Here is a 14,241-nt window from a genome sequence, read left to right as displayed (position 1 = left end):
AACACAGCGAGGTGAATAGTGACCCCCGATACTGCGCAGCGAGTGGAAGAGGCGCCTGCTTCGATCGTCGACATTGGCGCGCTGATCGATAGCCAGCCACTGAGCACCTTCCAGAAATGGATCATGGTAATGATCGGTTGCTCGGTGGTGATGGATGGGTTCGACGTGCAGACAATGGGTTTTGTCGCACCGGCGATTGTCCGGGCGTGGGGCATCAGCCCGGCCGAGCTCGGCCCCATTTTCGGCGCCGGCTTGCTGGGGATGCTCGTGGGCTCCATCGTTCTCGGTGCCATGGCCGATCGGGCGGGGCGCCGGCCGGTGCTGATCGGAGCGACCGTCTTCTATGGGCTATGCATGCTCGGTACCACCCTGGTTCAGACGGTGCCGGAGTTTCTTGTCATTCGTTTCTTGACCGGTTTCGGTATCGGTGGCGTGATGGGTAACGCTATCGCGCTGGTCAGCGAGTACAGTCCGCAGAAACATCGGGCGTCGCTGATGACATGGGTCTCGTGTGGCTTTACGGGTGGGGCAATCGCGGGAGGGCTTCTCTGCGCAACCCTGCTCCCGTCGATGGGCTGGAGGTCGGTGTTCCTCGTTGGAGGCATATTGCCGCTGGTCATTGCCGTCGCGATGGCCAGGTATCTGCCAGAATCGCTCCAGTTGCTGGTGATCAAACAGCGCAGCCCGGAAAGGATTGCTCAGTGGCTTGGGCGAATCGCGCCGAACGTCCAGGTGGGACCCGCGACCCGCTTTGCCGTTCATGGGCAGCGGCAAGCGAAGGCCTCAGTTGGCGAGCTCTTTCGCCATGGCCGCGGCACGACTACGCTGTTGCTATGGGGTATCAACTTCGCGAACCTGCTTGATCTCTTTTTCCTGTCGAACTGGCTTCCGATGCTTTCCTTGCGAGTCGGCCACGGGGTGTCCACGGCTGTGCTCATCGGTACCTCATTGCAGATCGGCGGTACTGCGGGTGCGCTGCTGCTGGGCCCGTTGATGGACCGTTTCGGCTTCTATCGGGTCTTGGCGCTCAGCTTTCTGGTGGCGACATTTTCGGTCGCATCCGTCGGTCTCCCTGATCTATCGACGGGATTACGCTATGCCGTCGTGCTGATTAGTGGGATCTGCATTGTAGGCGGGCAGCCGGCGGTCAACGCGTTGACCGCGACACTCTATCCAACCTCGCTGCGGGCAACCGGGGTTGGCTGGAGTCTGGGAATCGGCCGGGCGGGTTCAATTATCGGTCCTGTACTTGCCGGACAACTGATCAAACTGCAGTGGTCGAATACTGCGTTGTTTGTCGCGGCCGCGGTGCCCGCACTAGCATCGTGTCTGATGCTTGTTTTCCTCAGCCGTGTCTCGGTGAGAGATCGGATCGATTGCGTCGAGTGTTAGCTGGTCACGATGAAACCGGAGAGAATCTCTCGATCGTTAGATTAGTATTGCTAATGTAAAAATAGAATTCGCGATGAAGGTTTCTGCGCGGGGCTGATCCACAAAAAAGCACCAGGGATAGGAATTCAAGGGAGATGACATGGGCATTTCGATCGCGGTGAATGGCAAGCGACACCTTCTGACCGTAGCAGCTGATACCCCACTGCTCTACGTGCTGCGCAACGATCTCCAGTTGAACGGTCCAAAGTTCGGCTGCGGCGAGGCGCAGTGTGGCGCATGCACGGTTATGGTCGGCAACGATGCGACGCGCTCATGTGTTTTTCCGGTCGGTGCGGTAGGCGCGGCTCACGTGACCACGATTGAAGGCCTGGGCCATGGTGAACGGCTGCATGCGTTGCAGAAGGCCTTCCTCGCTGAGCAGGCCGCACAGTGCGGCTATTGCTCGAGTGGGATGTTGATGACCGCAAAAGCGCTGCTGGAGCGAATTCCCGATCCTGACCCGGCAACCATACGGAGCGAGCTAGTCGGACAGAAATGCCGGTGCGGCGCGCACAACCGAATCGTCCGTGCGATCCAGCGTGCAGCGGCGGAGTTGCGCGGATGAACACCGTAAAACTTTCTCGACGCGCGTTCGGCAAGCTGGCCGGGGCGGTAGTCGCGACGTTCTCGCTTGCGCCATTTTCGGAGTTTGCGTGGACCGAGCCCGCCCTCCCAGTTGATCTTCGTGCCAATCGCAGGCTTGACGGTTGGATTCGAATCGACGACGAGGGCACGGTCACGATCTTCACGGGAAAGGCTGAGCTGGGGCAGGGTATTCTCACTGCGCTCTTACAGATCGCCGCGGACGAACTCGATGTGGAGTGGGCCCGTGTGCGCATGATTTCTGCGGATACGGCCCGCAGCCCGAACGAGAACTATACCTTCGGCAGCCAATCGATCGAGCAAGGCGGGGCGGCGTTACGCGCTGCCGCAGCCCAGGCGAGGGCGGTCCTGCTTGGCGTGGCGTGCCGGCGATTCAACGTGTCGGCGGCGGATCTTCGCGTCGAGAACGGTGTGATTCTGGCCGCCGACGGCCGCCGCATGACCTACGCGGAGATCGTGAGGGACGAACGGGAGCTTCTCGCGCGCGAGGTGACTGCGGACGCCACGCCGAAGCGTCCGTCGGAATACAAGCTGGTCGGCAAGTCAGTGCCGCGCATTGACTTGCCGGCAAAGTTCACAGGTGGCGCGGCATTCGTTCAGGATATGCGTCTGCCGGGCATGCTTTTCGGCCGTATCGTGCGGCCTCCGAGGAATGGCGCGCAGCTGGTTTCGGTCAACGACGCATCTGTCAGGGCGCTCGCCGGCGTAGTTGCCGTTGTTCGCAATGGCAACTTCCTGGGTGTTGTTGCCGAGCGCGAAGAGCAAGCGATAGCTGCGCGCCGTGCGTTGCAGGAGGCGGCGCAGTGGAGCGCGAATTATGTCGCGTTGCCGGACGTGGACCATCTCCAGCCGGCATTGCAACGCTTGCGAAGCGAAGATGCCGTGGTTGGCGAATCGGGACAAGATACGCCCGCGCCCGATAGCGCGACGCAACTGGACGCTACTTACTCTCGCCCCTACCTTTCACACGCGTCAATTGGGCCTTCGTGTTCCGTTGCGCTGCTCAAGGACGGGCACATGACCGTCTGGTCTCACACGCAGGGCGCGTTTCCACTGCGCGGCAATCTCGCTACGGTGCTTGAAATGCCCATGAACACGGTCGACGTGGTGCATGTGCCGGGTTCAGGTTGCTACGGCCACAATGGGGCCGATGATGTGGCGCTGGACGCGGCGCTGCTTGCTCGTGAGGTGGCGGGGCGGCCGGTCAAGCTTCAATGGATGCGCGATGACGAATTCGCATGGGCGCCGATCAGTCCGGCAATGGTGATGCAGGTGAAGGCGGCCCTCTCCAAGGAAGGCCGCATTGTCGACTGGAACTATGAGGTATGGAGCAATTCGCACGCAATGCGGCCGGGCCAACCCGGTGGTGTGAATCTGCTGGCCGCCTGGCATCTCGCCAAGCCCTTTCATCCGTCTGCGCCCGTACCGATTCCACAGCCATACGGCAATGGCGACCGCAATGCGGTGCCGCTCTACGATCTGGCGCGCAAGAGAGTGACGAACCATCTGCTGCTGGACTCACCCATTCGCACGAGTTCGCTCCGCACGTTGGGCGCTTACGGAAATGTATTTGCGATCGAGTCGTTCATGGACGAGCTTGCGCTCGCGGCAAATGCCGATCCGGTCGCTTTCCGCCTGGCGCATCTCAGTGATCCGCGTGCGATTGCCGTGGTGCGGGAGGTGGCAGGCCAGTCCGGATGGCAGGCCGGGTTGAAGGGCGACGGGCAGCGCGGACGCGGCTTCGCGTATGCACGCTACAAAAACATTGGGGCTTACGCGGCGATCGTCGTCGACGTGCACGTTGACCACTCAACGGGCGTGGTCAGTGTGACAAAGGTGAATGCTGCGATTGACGTGGGCCGCGTGATCAATCCTGACGGGGTGAAGAATCAGATCGAGGGCGGCATCGTCCAGGCACTGAGCTGGGCGCTCAAGGAGCGTGTCATGTTTAGTCACACCGAGATCACCACGCGTAGTTGGCAGGACTACCCAATCCTGACCTTCGCCGAGGTGCCCCCGATCGACGTCGTGCTGATGGACGCTTCCGACGCGGCTTCCCTTGGCGCAGGCGAATGTTCCCTCGGCCCGACGGCGGCCGCGCTAGCGAACGCGGTGGCGCATGCAAGCGGTGCCCGCATGCGCGATCTGCCGATGGTGCCTGCCAAGGTTCTCGAGCGTCTCGTCTGACGTGTGCTCGGCCCCGATCAGGGGCGAGTTGAATATGGCACAGCCCTGAAGCTGCGTCTGGTAGACAAGAAATAGAAGACGGAGATTGGAAGTGGAAACTCAAGTCATCATTGTCGGAGCTGGACCGGTAGGACTGACACTTGCGATCGACCTTGGCAGGCGCGGCATAGCGTGTGTGCTTGTCGAGCAAAAGGCGGAGCCCCAGTTTCTGCCAAAAATGGAGCGTTGCAACGCGCGGACCATGGAGATTTTTCGGCGGCTGGGCCTCGCGGACCGTATCCGGGCCGCCGGCATGCCCGAGGACGTCCCCATGGACATCCAGATCATCCGCTCCATGGTGGAGCCGCCGATCCTGCGCTTGCCCTATCCATCGGTGGCCCAGGCTCGCGCGCTCACGCGCGAGAGCGACGACGGCAGCCTGCCGCTCGAGCCCTATCAGCTCATTTCGCAGTACACACTGGAACCGCTTCTTCTGGAGGTGGCCGAGCAATTGCCGCCGGTCACGGTGATGCGGAGCACGACGTTTCTGGAATTCACCGAGCAGGACGATGGCGTTCTGGTGGCGGTCAATGACGCCGACGGTGTGAGAAGAACATTGAAGGCCGCCTACCTCGTGGGTTGCGACGGTGGCGCGAGCGGCGTACGTAAGCAACTGGGCATCGGTCTGGAGGGCGAGGGCGACATTGCGCGGCTGAGGCAGGGCCTGTTCTACTGCGAGCAACTGTACGAGCGACTGCCGATAGGCAACGGACCGAGCCGGGGGCGGCACTATCTGGTAGCGGGCGGACCTCCTACCTTCATGATCATGCAGGACTCGACGCGTCACTGGACGGTTCATTCCGCCGTCGAGAGCGACGACGAGATGCGACGGATGTTCGAGCGGATCATCGGCGTTCCGCTGCCCTACGAGATGCTGTATTGCGCGGAATGGCGGCAGAATCTGCTGCTGGCCGAACGCTATGGAGAGGGAAGGGTGTTTCTCGCAGGCGATGCGGTGCACCTCGTGATTCCCACGGGCGGTCTCGGTATGAACACCGGCGTCGGCGACGCCACCGATCTTGCCTGGAAGTTGGCCGCCACGCTGCAAGGGTGGGGCGGCCCGGGGTTGCTGGCCTCCTACGAAGCTGAACGGCGCCAGATTGGGGAGCGGGTCGTCGGCGCATCGCGCTACGCGTCGCTTGGATACCGCGCATGGTTGGCAGAGGTACGCCCGGAGATCGGAGACGATACGCCCGCAGGGGTAGCTGCTCGCGCTCACCTTGCCGAAGTGGCGAACGTGGAGCAGCGCAAGTCGAACGAGATGATCGGCGCAGAGCTGGGTTATCGCTATGTGGATTCACCCATTATTGACAACGTGCCGGGCGGACCGCAGCACGATCTGCGTGCCTATCTTCCCACTACCTGGCCGGGCGCGCGGCTTCCCCACATGTGGCTCACCGACGGAAGCGCTATCCAGGACCGGCTGCGGCCGGACCGCTACACGTTGATCGACGTCGCGGGTGGGCACGATGCGGGCCCGCTTCTCGCCGCGTTCGAAGCGCTCGGCGCGCCGCTCGATGTGCTCGTGGTCCCGGATTCCGCACTTCGTGCCGTCTATGAGCGCGACCTCGTCCTCGTTCGGCCCGACATGCATGTTGCGTGGCGCGGCGACCGACTCCCGCAGGCCGCCGATGATCTCGCCGAGAGGGTGATCGGACATAGCAACATGAACCACGCATCGGGTTCGATCAGCAGCCGCTGACCGGGCCGGGCTGAATCGAATCGATATTCGGTCAGCCCGTACGCTGGAAGCCCGACATGCGACGGCGCAGGTGTGCCGTCGCCTTGTTGGGTGCCTCACCTGGACGCACGGCGCGACCTTGTACTTAACCGATGACGAAGGCCTCGCCTGCACGCCCAATCGGAGTGGGATTTATAAAGATAAGTATAACTTATGAAATTTCAACAACGTTGGAGACGGACAAATGAGTTCACGGTTGAATCGGGTCAAAGGTGGCCATTCATGGCGCGAGGTGTTTTGGTGGGCGTTCTCGTTTCTTGCGGCATTTGCGTCGAGCGCATCGCATGCGCAGAGCTCTGTCACCTTGTATGGGATCTTCGATACCGGCGTTGAATATGTGACAAACATCGGTCCTCACAAGTCCAGTTCAGTGCACATGCCGACGCTCACGGCCTCGCTACCATCACTGTGGGGCCTCCGTGGCAAAGAGGATCTGGGTGGTGGTCTAAGTGCCGTTTTTGTATTGGAGTCGGGGTTTGCTCCGTCACAGGGCACGCTGAATCAAGGGGGGCGTTTGTTTGGCAGGCAGGCCTATGTCGGGCTGTCCGGGCGGTGGGGGACGTTGACCTTCGGTCGGCAATATTCGCAAATCTTTTGGGCGGTATTAACGGGCGACACGCTGGCGCCGAATATCTATGCCGCTGCCGATCTGGACCCATACTTGACCCAGCCGCGAGTTGACAATTCGATCGCCTATACCTTCACGTCATCGGGACTGACCGTGGCCGTGGCATATTCGCTTGGACGTGACGCGGTGGATAGTGCGCCGGCCGGAGGGTGCGCCGGCCAATCGCCGACCGACTGGCGGGCGTGCAAGGCAATGTCTGCCATGCTGAAATATGACGCGGGGAAATGGGGAGTAGCGGTGGCCGTCGATCGCAACTATGGAGGAGGGGGCACCGGCTCACCCCTGCCGCTTAGCTCGCAAACCGATACGCGCGCCGTCATCGATGGCTATGTGAAGTTTGGCAACTCGACTTTCGGCACGGGATTTCTCCATCGAATCAATCACGGAGCGCAGACGCCGACCATTTTCAACGCGAACAGCAACTACTGGTGGGTCGGTGGCTCCTATCTTCCCCGTCCGGATATTGCTCTTGACGCACAGTTCGGCCATATCACCGTGACCGGCCACGCTGCGGGCGGCTCCGTGATCGCAGCGCGCGCGATGTACTTTTTCTCCAAGGGCACCTCGGTGTACGTCACTGCAGGCCGTGTGTTCAACCAGCGCAACGCAGCGTTCTCGATTGACGGCGGCGTGGTCCCGCCCGCTTCGACGCCATTGCCAGGCGTGAACCAAACCGGCGCGATGGTGGGTATTCGCCACCTGTTCTAAATGGCTCGTGGCCGCTCGATGTCGCTGCACAGTGGGCCGGGGTCGTTCGCCGAGGCGGCGACCCTGCGCCTTCTGACTATGCGTCGCCAATTCCTGTCTTACGACACACCTTGACTCTATACTTTCCACGTGTATAGTATAACGCAGGAACTGGGCGGGACTATGCCACTTGCGAGGCAAGGCGCCGATAGAGAGTTCTGAAATGCCGTCGATCATTTCGGGGCCGACCAATGCTCCGGCCTTCATGATTGGCGGCCGCGCTGCCGAACTGATCAAGGCTGTCCATTAACGAAGGAATATGACCATGTCCCTCACTATCGACGTTCACCACCACATTCTTCCCGACGTCTTCTGGCGCGCAACGAACGACGCGCACAGCCCCGTCGGCGGCATCGTGCCCGCGCCCTGGTCGAAGGAGTCCGCTCTATCTTTCATGGATGACGCCGGGATCGACGTAGCGATTACATCCATCAGCACGCCGGGCGTCCATATGGGCGATGATGCCGCCGCCCGCGATCTTGCCCGCCGGGTGAACGAACTGTCGGCAGGGCTGATCCAGGAACGTCCCGACCGCTTCGGCGGATACGCGGCACTACCGTTGCCCGATGTCGACGGTGCGTTGCGCGAGTTGGAATACGCTCTGGACGTTCTTAAGATGGATGGTGTCGTACTTTTCTCCAACGCGCGCGGCATCTATCTCGGCGATACGCGATTCCGTCCTCTGTTCGACGAGTTGGAAAGGCGCGGAGCTGTCGTCTTCATACACCCAACGTCGTCACCAGACGCCGCCGCCCGCAGCCTTGGACTGCCGGATACGTTGATCGATTTCACTGCTGACACGACGCGGGCGGTGGCGCAACTACACTATGGCAACACCTTCGCACGCACCCCGAACGTGAAATATATTATTGCTCACGCCGGCGGCACGATTCCCTTTTTGGCGGCACGTTTTTCAGTCATCGATGAGATGAACGTGATCCCTGGTGGGGAAGAGCGCGGGACCGCTGCGGACACGCTTCGCAGGCTCTATTGGGACACGGCGGTGTCGTGGCGGCAACCTGTCCTGCAGATGCTTCGTTCTGTGGTCGGCGTGGACCAGGTGCTTTTCGGCTCCGACTATCCGTATCTTCGGCGAGATCTAGCCGTCGCCTGCCGCCATGAGGTCGAGACAAGCCCGGAATTTGACAGCGAAGAAAGCCGCGCTGTCCTCGCCGGTAACGCGCTGAAGCTGTTCCCGCGGCTGGCGGCGCGTGTGGCGACCGGGAAGTAAAGTTGATGGTCGACTGGATCGACAACCGCCTACTGGGCGCCGACTAGCACGCTTGCGGAACTGGAAATGATGATTGATCACGCTGTTGCGTTTCCGGTATCGCGCCAGAGACCAGGTAGTCAAGCGCCTGTGCTATCCCACAGCGGAGCAAGCTTCGAGCATCTGCTTGTTCGCATCAAAGAGCTTGAACGAAGACTCGGTCGTTTTAAGCTTGTTTGCCTGTTCCTCAAGTAGCCGAGCTGCAGACGCAGCCTGTTCGATGAGGGCCGCGTTAGCTTGTGTCATCTTGTCCATCTGAATGACCGGATGGCCACATTCTCCACCGGAAGCGGTCGAACCCGTATTGGCCGATTGTAGACGCAGCTGAAACAGAGAATTTGAAAAACTAGTACTTACCCTGATGATTTTTACCCTTTAGACTTCATTCAACCGTGGCAGAGAAGCTCCTTTGTAGCGCCACTAACAAAAAATGGTTGAGGTACGTCATCATGAAGTCGGTCACCAGGATGGTCCTTATTGCTGCCCTTTTTGCAGCACCCGTTGTGTCGTTCGCACAGTCCAGTCAGTCGGTAAGTCGTGCGCAGGTGCGTGCCGAATTGGCGCAGCTCGAGAAAGCTGGCTACGACCCGCACGACTGGATTCACTACCCGGAGAACATCCAGGCCGCTGAGGCAAAAGTCGCGGCGCAGAACGCCACAGCCCAGGCCCCCGTTTCGGGATACGGCGGTGCTGTTGACGGAACGTCTCGTTCGGGCGCGGCAAGCGGTATGTAATATTGGGTGCTAGTGCGCCATTTTCGAAAATCGCGCAATTTGCGGCTGAGTGTTTCCCGCCTGTATCGGTAGGAAGCCTCGGCCGTTTTGTTTTATGTGCGTCTGCCAACCTTATTCTTGAATCGACTCATCGACCGGACGTTTGCCATCGTCAGTGAGGCTAACGTGGTACTTGCGCCGGTCCTTCGGATCGCGAGTGCTTTTCAATAGGCCGCGCTTTTCCATGCTCGACTACCTCTGAGAAGAGCCGAAGATCGTTTAGGCGAGCGATCTGCTCTATCGGCATGCTTTGCTTAACTCCTATCGTTCTGCCAAAAGCAACGATCCATTGCGACCGTGGAGATATGCGCATAGTCATTTCGAACGTAGCATCCACGTCGAGTCGTCATCTCATTTCAGGAGGTCGTCATGGATCGTTACAAGTTTCTTCCGCTGTTGGGTCGCATTCTGATCGGGGCACCGTTTGTCATGAGCGGGCTGGGCAAGCTCGGAGCATACGCTGCGACGGTTGGCTATATCGCGGCCATGGGTCTGCCCGTGCCGCCACTCGCGTTCGTTGCTGCCGTGCTGGTCGAACTGGGCGGCGGCCTGCTGCTGCTGTCGGGCTACAGGGCTCGCGTCGTGTCGCTGGCGATGGCGGTGTTCTGCGTGGTTACTGCGATGTTCTTTCACCACAACTTCGCAGATCAAAACCAGATGATTCACTTCCTCAAGAACGTGATGATGGCCGGTGGCCTTCTGCAGATCACTTACTTCGGTGCCGGCGCGTTCAGCCTGGACGCGCGCTCCGGGCGGACAGCTTCGGGTATTGCACCTCAGAACGCGGGCTAAGCACACGGATCCGATGAGACGGCCGCCTGACCGGTACCATTGACAATCCATCAATTCGAAAGAGCTGACCATGCAACGTCCGACGACTGAAGGTGCGGCGGGGGATTTCGTCGTAACCCATCCGCTTGACCCGGAAGATGGGGTGATCACCGCCGCTGCTCGAGCAATGGCGAGTCCCATGAAAGGCAAATTGAGGGGAATCGAAGCACGCGAGCCATTCGATGCCATGATGGAGCGCGTTTTGCCACGCGATGACGTGACCTTCGAATCCGACACGGTTGGCGGTATCCCGGGGCTCTGGGTTCATCCTGCGCATGGTCGATCTGACGAGGCGATCCTCCATCTGCACGCCGGATGGTTCAACCTGGGAACTGCCAAAGCATTCCGCCATCTGGTCGGGCATATCGCCGCGAGGGCGGGAGCGAGCGCATTTATCCCGGACTATCGGCTTGCTCCCGAGCATCCTTTTCCTGCGGCCGTCGACGATGTGCTGGCGAGCTACCGCGGGCTTGAGGAAAGGGGAGTCCGCCGGATTGCCGTTACGGGAGACTCTGCCGGAGGCAACCTCGCACTGGTACTCGCCGCACGCGTCTCCGGCGACGCCGTCTCCGCGAAGGCGGCTCTTGTCGGAGTGGCCGCACTTTCGCCGGTTACCGATTTGACGCTTTCGGGCGAGACGTATGTGACGCGCGCGGATGCCGATCCCTATTTCACCCTCCCGCAGGTGGCGGAACTGGTGCGTTCCTATTTGGGTAGTGCCGACCCGCAACTTCCGCTGGCTTCGCCGCTCCACGGGCAATTTTCCGGGTTGCCCCCCGTCCGCATTCACGTCGGAGACGACGAAGTATTGCTCGATGATTCGCGCAGCTATGTCGAGCGTGCCGTTGCCGCCGGAACCGATGCCCGGCTTGATGTCTGGATGGGGATGCCGCATGGATTCGCCGGCAGTATCGGAAGTTTGAAGGCGTCGTCACAAGCGCTGGATGCCATCGGCATGTTTCTCACGGAGCAACTGCTAGCAGGCACCGGCCCGCATACGGCACGCTGAAACCACGGCGCAAGTTGCAGGGCACAACGCGGGCGACCGCTCTAGCGTTGCTGGTTCAGACCTTCGAATCCTGCAACGAGCGCATCGAGCAGGTGACGGACGGCCGGAACCATGCCTCGGCGCGTGGGGAAGATCGCATGCACAAGGCCTGGCGTGGTAGCCAGACCTGGCAGCAGGTGCAGCAGGCGGCCGGCCTGAATATCGGCCTCAATCAGCTCCCTGGGCAGCATTGCCACGCCGACGCCAGATATCGCCGCAACCCGGAGGCTGGCCAAGTCGTCGGTCGCGAGGCGCGGCTGATGCACCCATGATGTCACGCGCCCCTCGACGTCGACCAGGTTCCAGACAAATCGCTCGCTGCTACTCGCCATGGAGAGGGTGGGCCATTCCTTCACGGATTCGATCGAGCTAGGCGCCGGATGGCGCGCCGCCAATGCGGGACTGGCAACCAGAATGTGAATCGACAAGCCCAGCTGGCGGACGGCGAGATCGGTGTTTTCCAACGGCGGAAGCCTGACCCGGATCGCAAAGTCCAGGCCTTCCTCGACCACATCCACGCGGCGGTTGGTTGCATCCAGCAGGACCTGGACATCAGGGTTGTCCTCCACGTATCGCGCGATGATCGCGGAGATGCCGGACTCCAGTAAGGCCACGGGGCAGGCGATGCGGACGGTGCCCTGCGGCCTGGAGCGCGTGCGGTCGACGATATCTTTGGCGGCCTTCGATTCCGCCACCAGTGCAAGGCAATGCTGGTGGAACTGCCGCCCCGTCTCCGTCAAGGACAGGCTGCGGCTCGTGCGGTTGAGCAGGCGGACGCCAAGTTCTTCTTCCAGGGCACGAACGCGCCGGCTCAGCTTCGACGTCTGTACGCCGAGGCCGCGGGCGGCCGCTGTAAAGCTTCCGTGCTCGACCACCTCCGCGAAGAGCCGAAGATCATTGAGGTCAGTGATTGCGTTCATGGGCAGACTTCAACTCCTTCTAATCGTTCTACTGATGGCAATGATGCGTTTCAGTATCGGACCTATGCACGAGTTCGTTGCGAATATAGCATTCTTCTCATCACCTGCACCAGCGCTGAATTCGGTCGGTCGCACAGGTGACAAGCGTCGCAGTTGCTGTGGCGGGAAACGGAGGCGGAAATGCTTACACACAGACGTTGGGAATCATTGGACACAGCTGATCTCGGCTGGCTGCACGCGAAATACCATTTCGTAGTCAGCGCCGATGGTAATCCCGAACATGCAGCGTTGGGTCCTCTGATCGTCTGGAACGATGACGAGATTGCTGCCGGCAGCGGTTTTCCCATGCACGGGCATCGTGACATGGAGATCATCACCTATGTGCGCCAGGGCATGCTCGGGCATCGCGACACCTTGGGATCCGACGGAACGATCCACGCAGGCGATGTCCAGGTCATGAGCGCCGGCACGGGCATACGCCACACCGAGTTCAACACGGGCGAGGTGCCGCTCAAGGTTTACCAGATCTGGCTGCGGCCTCGTGAAGCCGGTGGTGAACCCGCATGGGATACGAAGCCGTTTCCCAAAAGCGACAGGTCGGGTCGCTTCGTAGTCCTTGCCAGCGGGTTCGCCGGTGATGAAGGGGCACTTCCTATTCGCGCCGATGCGCGTGTGCTTGGCGCAATGCTGAAGGCAGGTGAAAGCGTTCGACACGAGTTGGATCCGGCGCGTCGTGCCTATCTCGTCGTGGCCTCGGGACGCATTGAAGTGGATGGCGAGCCCGTTGGGCCGCTAGACGGCGTGGCGATCACGAAAGTCGCCGCGGCGCAGATTTCCGTCCTAGAAGATTCCGAGCTGGTGATGGTGGACGCCGGCTAATTCCCTTCCTTTGTATTCCACCTACGCAAATTCATATTTAAGGAGTTGGTCATGGAACGTTTTAAATTTCTTCCGCTGTTGGGTCGCATTCTGATCGGAGCACCGTTTGTCATGAGCGGGCTGGGCAAGCTCGGAGCATACGCTGCGACGGTTGGCTATATCGCGGCCATGGGTCTGCCCGTGCCGCCACTCGCGTTCGTTGCTGCCGTGCTGGTTGAACTGGGCGGCGGCCTGTTGCTGCTGTCGGGCTACAGGGCTCGCGCCGTGTCGCTGGCGATGGCGGTGTTCTGCGTGGTCACTGCGATGTTCTTTCACCATAACTTCGCCGATCAGAACCAGATGATTCACTTTCTCAAGAACGTGATGATGGCCGGTGGCCTTCTGCAGATCACTTACTTCGGTGCCGGCGCGTTCAGCCTGGACGCACGCTCCGGTCGGGCGAGCTCGCGTGCTGCATCTCTGAGCGCGAGCTGAGAAGGCGGATCCGCTGAGACGAGCAGATACACGAAGTTGCGGTCATGGAGCTTATAGGGCTTGTCTTGCGGTTTGGCGTTCAGCAGTAGTGGATGGGTGAGTTTCATGGAGTTCTCCTCGACGGATAACTACCGTGAAATTCACCCGCAATTTACCCGCAGGTCGCCACTGATGTCTGTAGCGACGCTATCGCGGATAGCTGACCGGGTCTTCGTCAAAGCCTGCGCGGGTCAATAATCGAGCCGAAAATAGTCATCAGCCCACGCGAGAACGTGAGCGGCGCATGCGCGGATTTCGCGATCCCGAACGCAAGCAAGCTTTCTTATCGAGCTTCGGTCCGGTCCAGAAGCACTTCACACTCAAACGACATTTGCTGCGCGCCTCGCTCTATCGAAAACAGCTTGCCGCACGCTTCGCCGCTTGGCATCAGTTTCACTGAAATCACCAAAAATCCGTCCAGTTTCTGAGCAATTGCGTGCCATGTTCGCTAACGCGCCGCACGCGCTTTAACGTGACATTGCCGTTCGACGACACGTGATTGTGCTGCCGCCAACGTGGCACGCAGATCAATGGTCCTCCATGATCCTTGACACATGTAATCCTTAGTAGGATCATGCGATATGGAATAAATTGATTGCGATTTAACCGGTCTCCCGGCCCGCCTGGCTGG

General features: G+C 60.4%; 14 protein-coding genes and 1 pseudogene. 12 read left to right on the top strand and 3 right to left on the bottom strand.

The annotated features are described in order from the left end of the window. The first annotated feature begins 18 nt into the window (after positions 1-18). The 6 genes from GNZ13_RS37840 (at position 19) to GNZ13_RS37815 (ending at position 8,607) form a co-directional block, all read left to right on the top strand. Positions 19-1,392, top strand: coding sequence for an MFS transporter (locus GNZ13_RS37840; RefSeq protein ID WP_172174508.1), 1,374 nt, complete (start codon positions 19-21; stop codon positions 1,390-1,392). Positions 1,393-1,531: 139 nt separating this feature from the next. Beyond that, positions 1,532-1,996, top strand: a complete 465-nt coding sequence (locus GNZ13_RS37835; RefSeq protein ID WP_172174505.1) for a (2Fe-2S)-binding protein — start codon at positions 1,532-1,534, stop codon at positions 1,994-1,996. Then, complete coding sequence (locus GNZ13_RS37830) at positions 1,993-4,221, top strand: xanthine dehydrogenase family protein molybdopterin-binding subunit (RefSeq protein ID WP_172174503.1); 2,229 nt, start codon at positions 1,993-1,995, stop codon at positions 4,219-4,221. Before GNZ13_RS37835 ends, GNZ13_RS37830 begins: the two co-directional genes overlap by 4 nt. A gap of 91 nt (positions 4,222-4,312) precedes the next feature. Beyond that, entirely contained in the window at positions 4,313-5,962 is a 1,650-nt protein-coding gene (locus GNZ13_RS37825) for an FAD-dependent monooxygenase (RefSeq protein ID WP_172174501.1), read from the top strand. 223 nt (positions 5,963-6,185) lie between these two features. Then, positions 6,186-7,337, top strand: a complete 1,152-nt coding sequence (locus GNZ13_RS37820) for a porin (protein ID WP_172174499.1) — start codon at positions 6,186-6,188, stop codon at positions 7,335-7,337. Between the two features lie 304 nt (positions 7,338-7,641). Further along, positions 7,642-8,607 (top strand): amidohydrolase family protein, encoded by a 966-nt coding sequence (locus GNZ13_RS37815; protein ID WP_172174497.1) that lies wholly within the window; start codon positions 7,642-7,644, stop codon positions 8,605-8,607. A gap of 132 nt (positions 8,608-8,739) precedes the next feature. On the opposite strand, the gene GNZ13_RS37810 is transcribed toward GNZ13_RS37815, so the two are convergent. After that, positions 8,740-8,901 (bottom strand): hypothetical protein, encoded by a 162-nt coding sequence (locus tag GNZ13_RS37810; RefSeq protein ID WP_172174495.1) that lies wholly within the window; start codon positions 8,899-8,901, stop codon positions 8,740-8,742. A gap of 194 nt (positions 8,902-9,095) precedes the next feature. Between GNZ13_RS37810 and GNZ13_RS37805 the strand changes: the two genes are divergently transcribed. After that, positions 9,096-9,380: a DUF4148 domain-containing protein gene (locus GNZ13_RS37805; protein WP_172174493.1), complete on the top strand. Its 285-nt coding sequence runs from the start codon at positions 9,096-9,098 to the stop codon at positions 9,378-9,380. 111 nt (positions 9,381-9,491) lie between these two features. Here GNZ13_RS37805 and GNZ13_RS37800 read toward each other — a convergent pair whose 3' ends face one another. Then, positions 9,492-9,605, bottom strand: coding sequence for a winged helix DNA-binding protein (locus tag GNZ13_RS37800; protein ID WP_172174491.1), 114 nt, complete (start codon positions 9,603-9,605; stop codon positions 9,492-9,494). Between the two features lie 183 nt (positions 9,606-9,788). Here GNZ13_RS37800 and GNZ13_RS37795 point away from each other — a divergent pair, with 183 nt between their 5' ends. Continuing rightward, a complete protein-coding gene (locus tag GNZ13_RS37795) occupies positions 9,789-10,211 on the top strand; it encodes a DoxX family protein (RefSeq protein ID WP_172174489.1) in 423 nt (140 codons plus the stop codon). Between the two features lie 70 nt (positions 10,212-10,281). Then, entirely contained in the window at positions 10,282-11,259 is a 978-nt protein-coding gene (locus tag GNZ13_RS37790; protein ID WP_172174486.1) for an alpha/beta hydrolase, read from the top strand. A 41-nt stretch (positions 11,260-11,300) separates the two neighbouring features. On the opposite strand, the gene GNZ13_RS37785 is transcribed toward GNZ13_RS37790, so the two are convergent. Continuing rightward, complete coding sequence (locus tag GNZ13_RS37785; protein WP_172174483.1) at positions 11,301-12,218, bottom strand: LysR substrate-binding domain-containing protein; 918 nt, start codon at positions 12,216-12,218, stop codon at positions 11,301-11,303. Positions 12,219-12,398: 180 nt separating this feature from the next. On the opposite strand from GNZ13_RS37785, the gene GNZ13_RS37780 reads away from it, so the two are divergent. The 3 genes and pseudogenes from GNZ13_RS37780 to GNZ13_RS37770 form a co-directional block, all read left to right on the top strand. Next, positions 12,399-13,097: a pirin family protein gene (locus tag GNZ13_RS37780; RefSeq protein WP_172174674.1), complete on the top strand. Its 699-nt coding sequence runs from the start codon at positions 12,399-12,401 to the stop codon at positions 13,095-13,097. 51 nt (positions 13,098-13,148) lie between these two features. Beyond that, positions 13,149-13,571, top strand: coding sequence for a DoxX family protein (locus tag GNZ13_RS37775; RefSeq protein WP_172174480.1), 423 nt, complete (start codon positions 13,149-13,151; stop codon positions 13,569-13,571). Positions 13,572-13,794: 223 nt separating this feature from the next. Then, positions 13,795-14,038 (top strand): annotated as a pseudogene (locus GNZ13_RS37770) (IS6 family transposase); the annotation flags it as partial. Positions 14,039-14,241 lie beyond the last annotated feature (203 nt).

The organism is Paraburkholderia elongata (genome assembly GCF_013177735.1).
Classification (GTDB): Bacteria; Pseudomonadota; Gammaproteobacteria; order Burkholderiales; family Burkholderiaceae; genus Paraburkholderia; species Paraburkholderia elongata.
This window is presented reverse-complemented; position numbering and strand designations above follow the sequence as displayed.

What these genes read in the sequence shown, in the direction of transcription:
- GNZ13_RS37835 (WP_172174505.1), top strand. Translation starts at nt 1,532, where the DNA reads ATGGGCATTTCGATCGCGGTGAATGGCAAGCGACACCTTCTGACCGTA.
- GNZ13_RS37830 (WP_172174503.1), top strand. Translation starts at nt 1,993, where the DNA reads ATGAACACCGTAAAACTTTCTCGACGCGCGTTCGGCAAGCTGGCCGGG.
- GNZ13_RS37820 (WP_172174499.1), top strand. Translation starts at nt 6,186, where the DNA reads ATGAGTTCACGGTTGAATCGGGTCAAAGGTGGCCATTCATGGCGCGAG.
- GNZ13_RS37815 (WP_172174497.1), top strand. Translation starts at nt 7,642, where the DNA reads ATGTCCCTCACTATCGACGTTCACCACCACATTCTTCCCGACGTCTTC.
- GNZ13_RS37810 (WP_172174495.1), bottom strand. Translation starts at nt 8,901, where the DNA reads ATGGACAAGATGACACAAGCTAACGCGGCCCTCATCGAACAGGCTGCG.
- GNZ13_RS37805 (WP_172174493.1), top strand. Translation starts at nt 9,096, where the DNA reads ATGAAGTCGGTCACCAGGATGGTCCTTATTGCTGCCCTTTTTGCAGCA.
- GNZ13_RS37800 (WP_172174491.1), bottom strand. Translation starts at nt 9,605, where the DNA reads ATGGAAAAGCGCGGCCTATTGAAAAGCACTCGCGATCCGAAGGACCGG.
- GNZ13_RS37795 (WP_172174489.1), top strand. Translation starts at nt 9,789, where the DNA reads ATGGATCGTTACAAGTTTCTTCCGCTGTTGGGTCGCATTCTGATCGGG.
- GNZ13_RS37790 (WP_172174486.1), top strand. Translation starts at nt 10,282, where the DNA reads ATGCAACGTCCGACGACTGAAGGTGCGGCGGGGGATTTCGTCGTAACC.
- GNZ13_RS37785 (WP_172174483.1), bottom strand. Translation starts at nt 12,218, where the DNA reads ATGAACGCAATCACTGACCTCAATGATCTTCGGCTCTTCGCGGAGGTG.
- GNZ13_RS37780 (WP_172174674.1), top strand. Translation starts at nt 12,399, where the DNA reads ATGCTTACACACAGACGTTGGGAATCATTGGACACAGCTGATCTCGGC.
- GNZ13_RS37775 (WP_172174480.1), top strand. Translation starts at nt 13,149, where the DNA reads ATGGAACGTTTTAAATTTCTTCCGCTGTTGGGTCGCATTCTGATCGGA.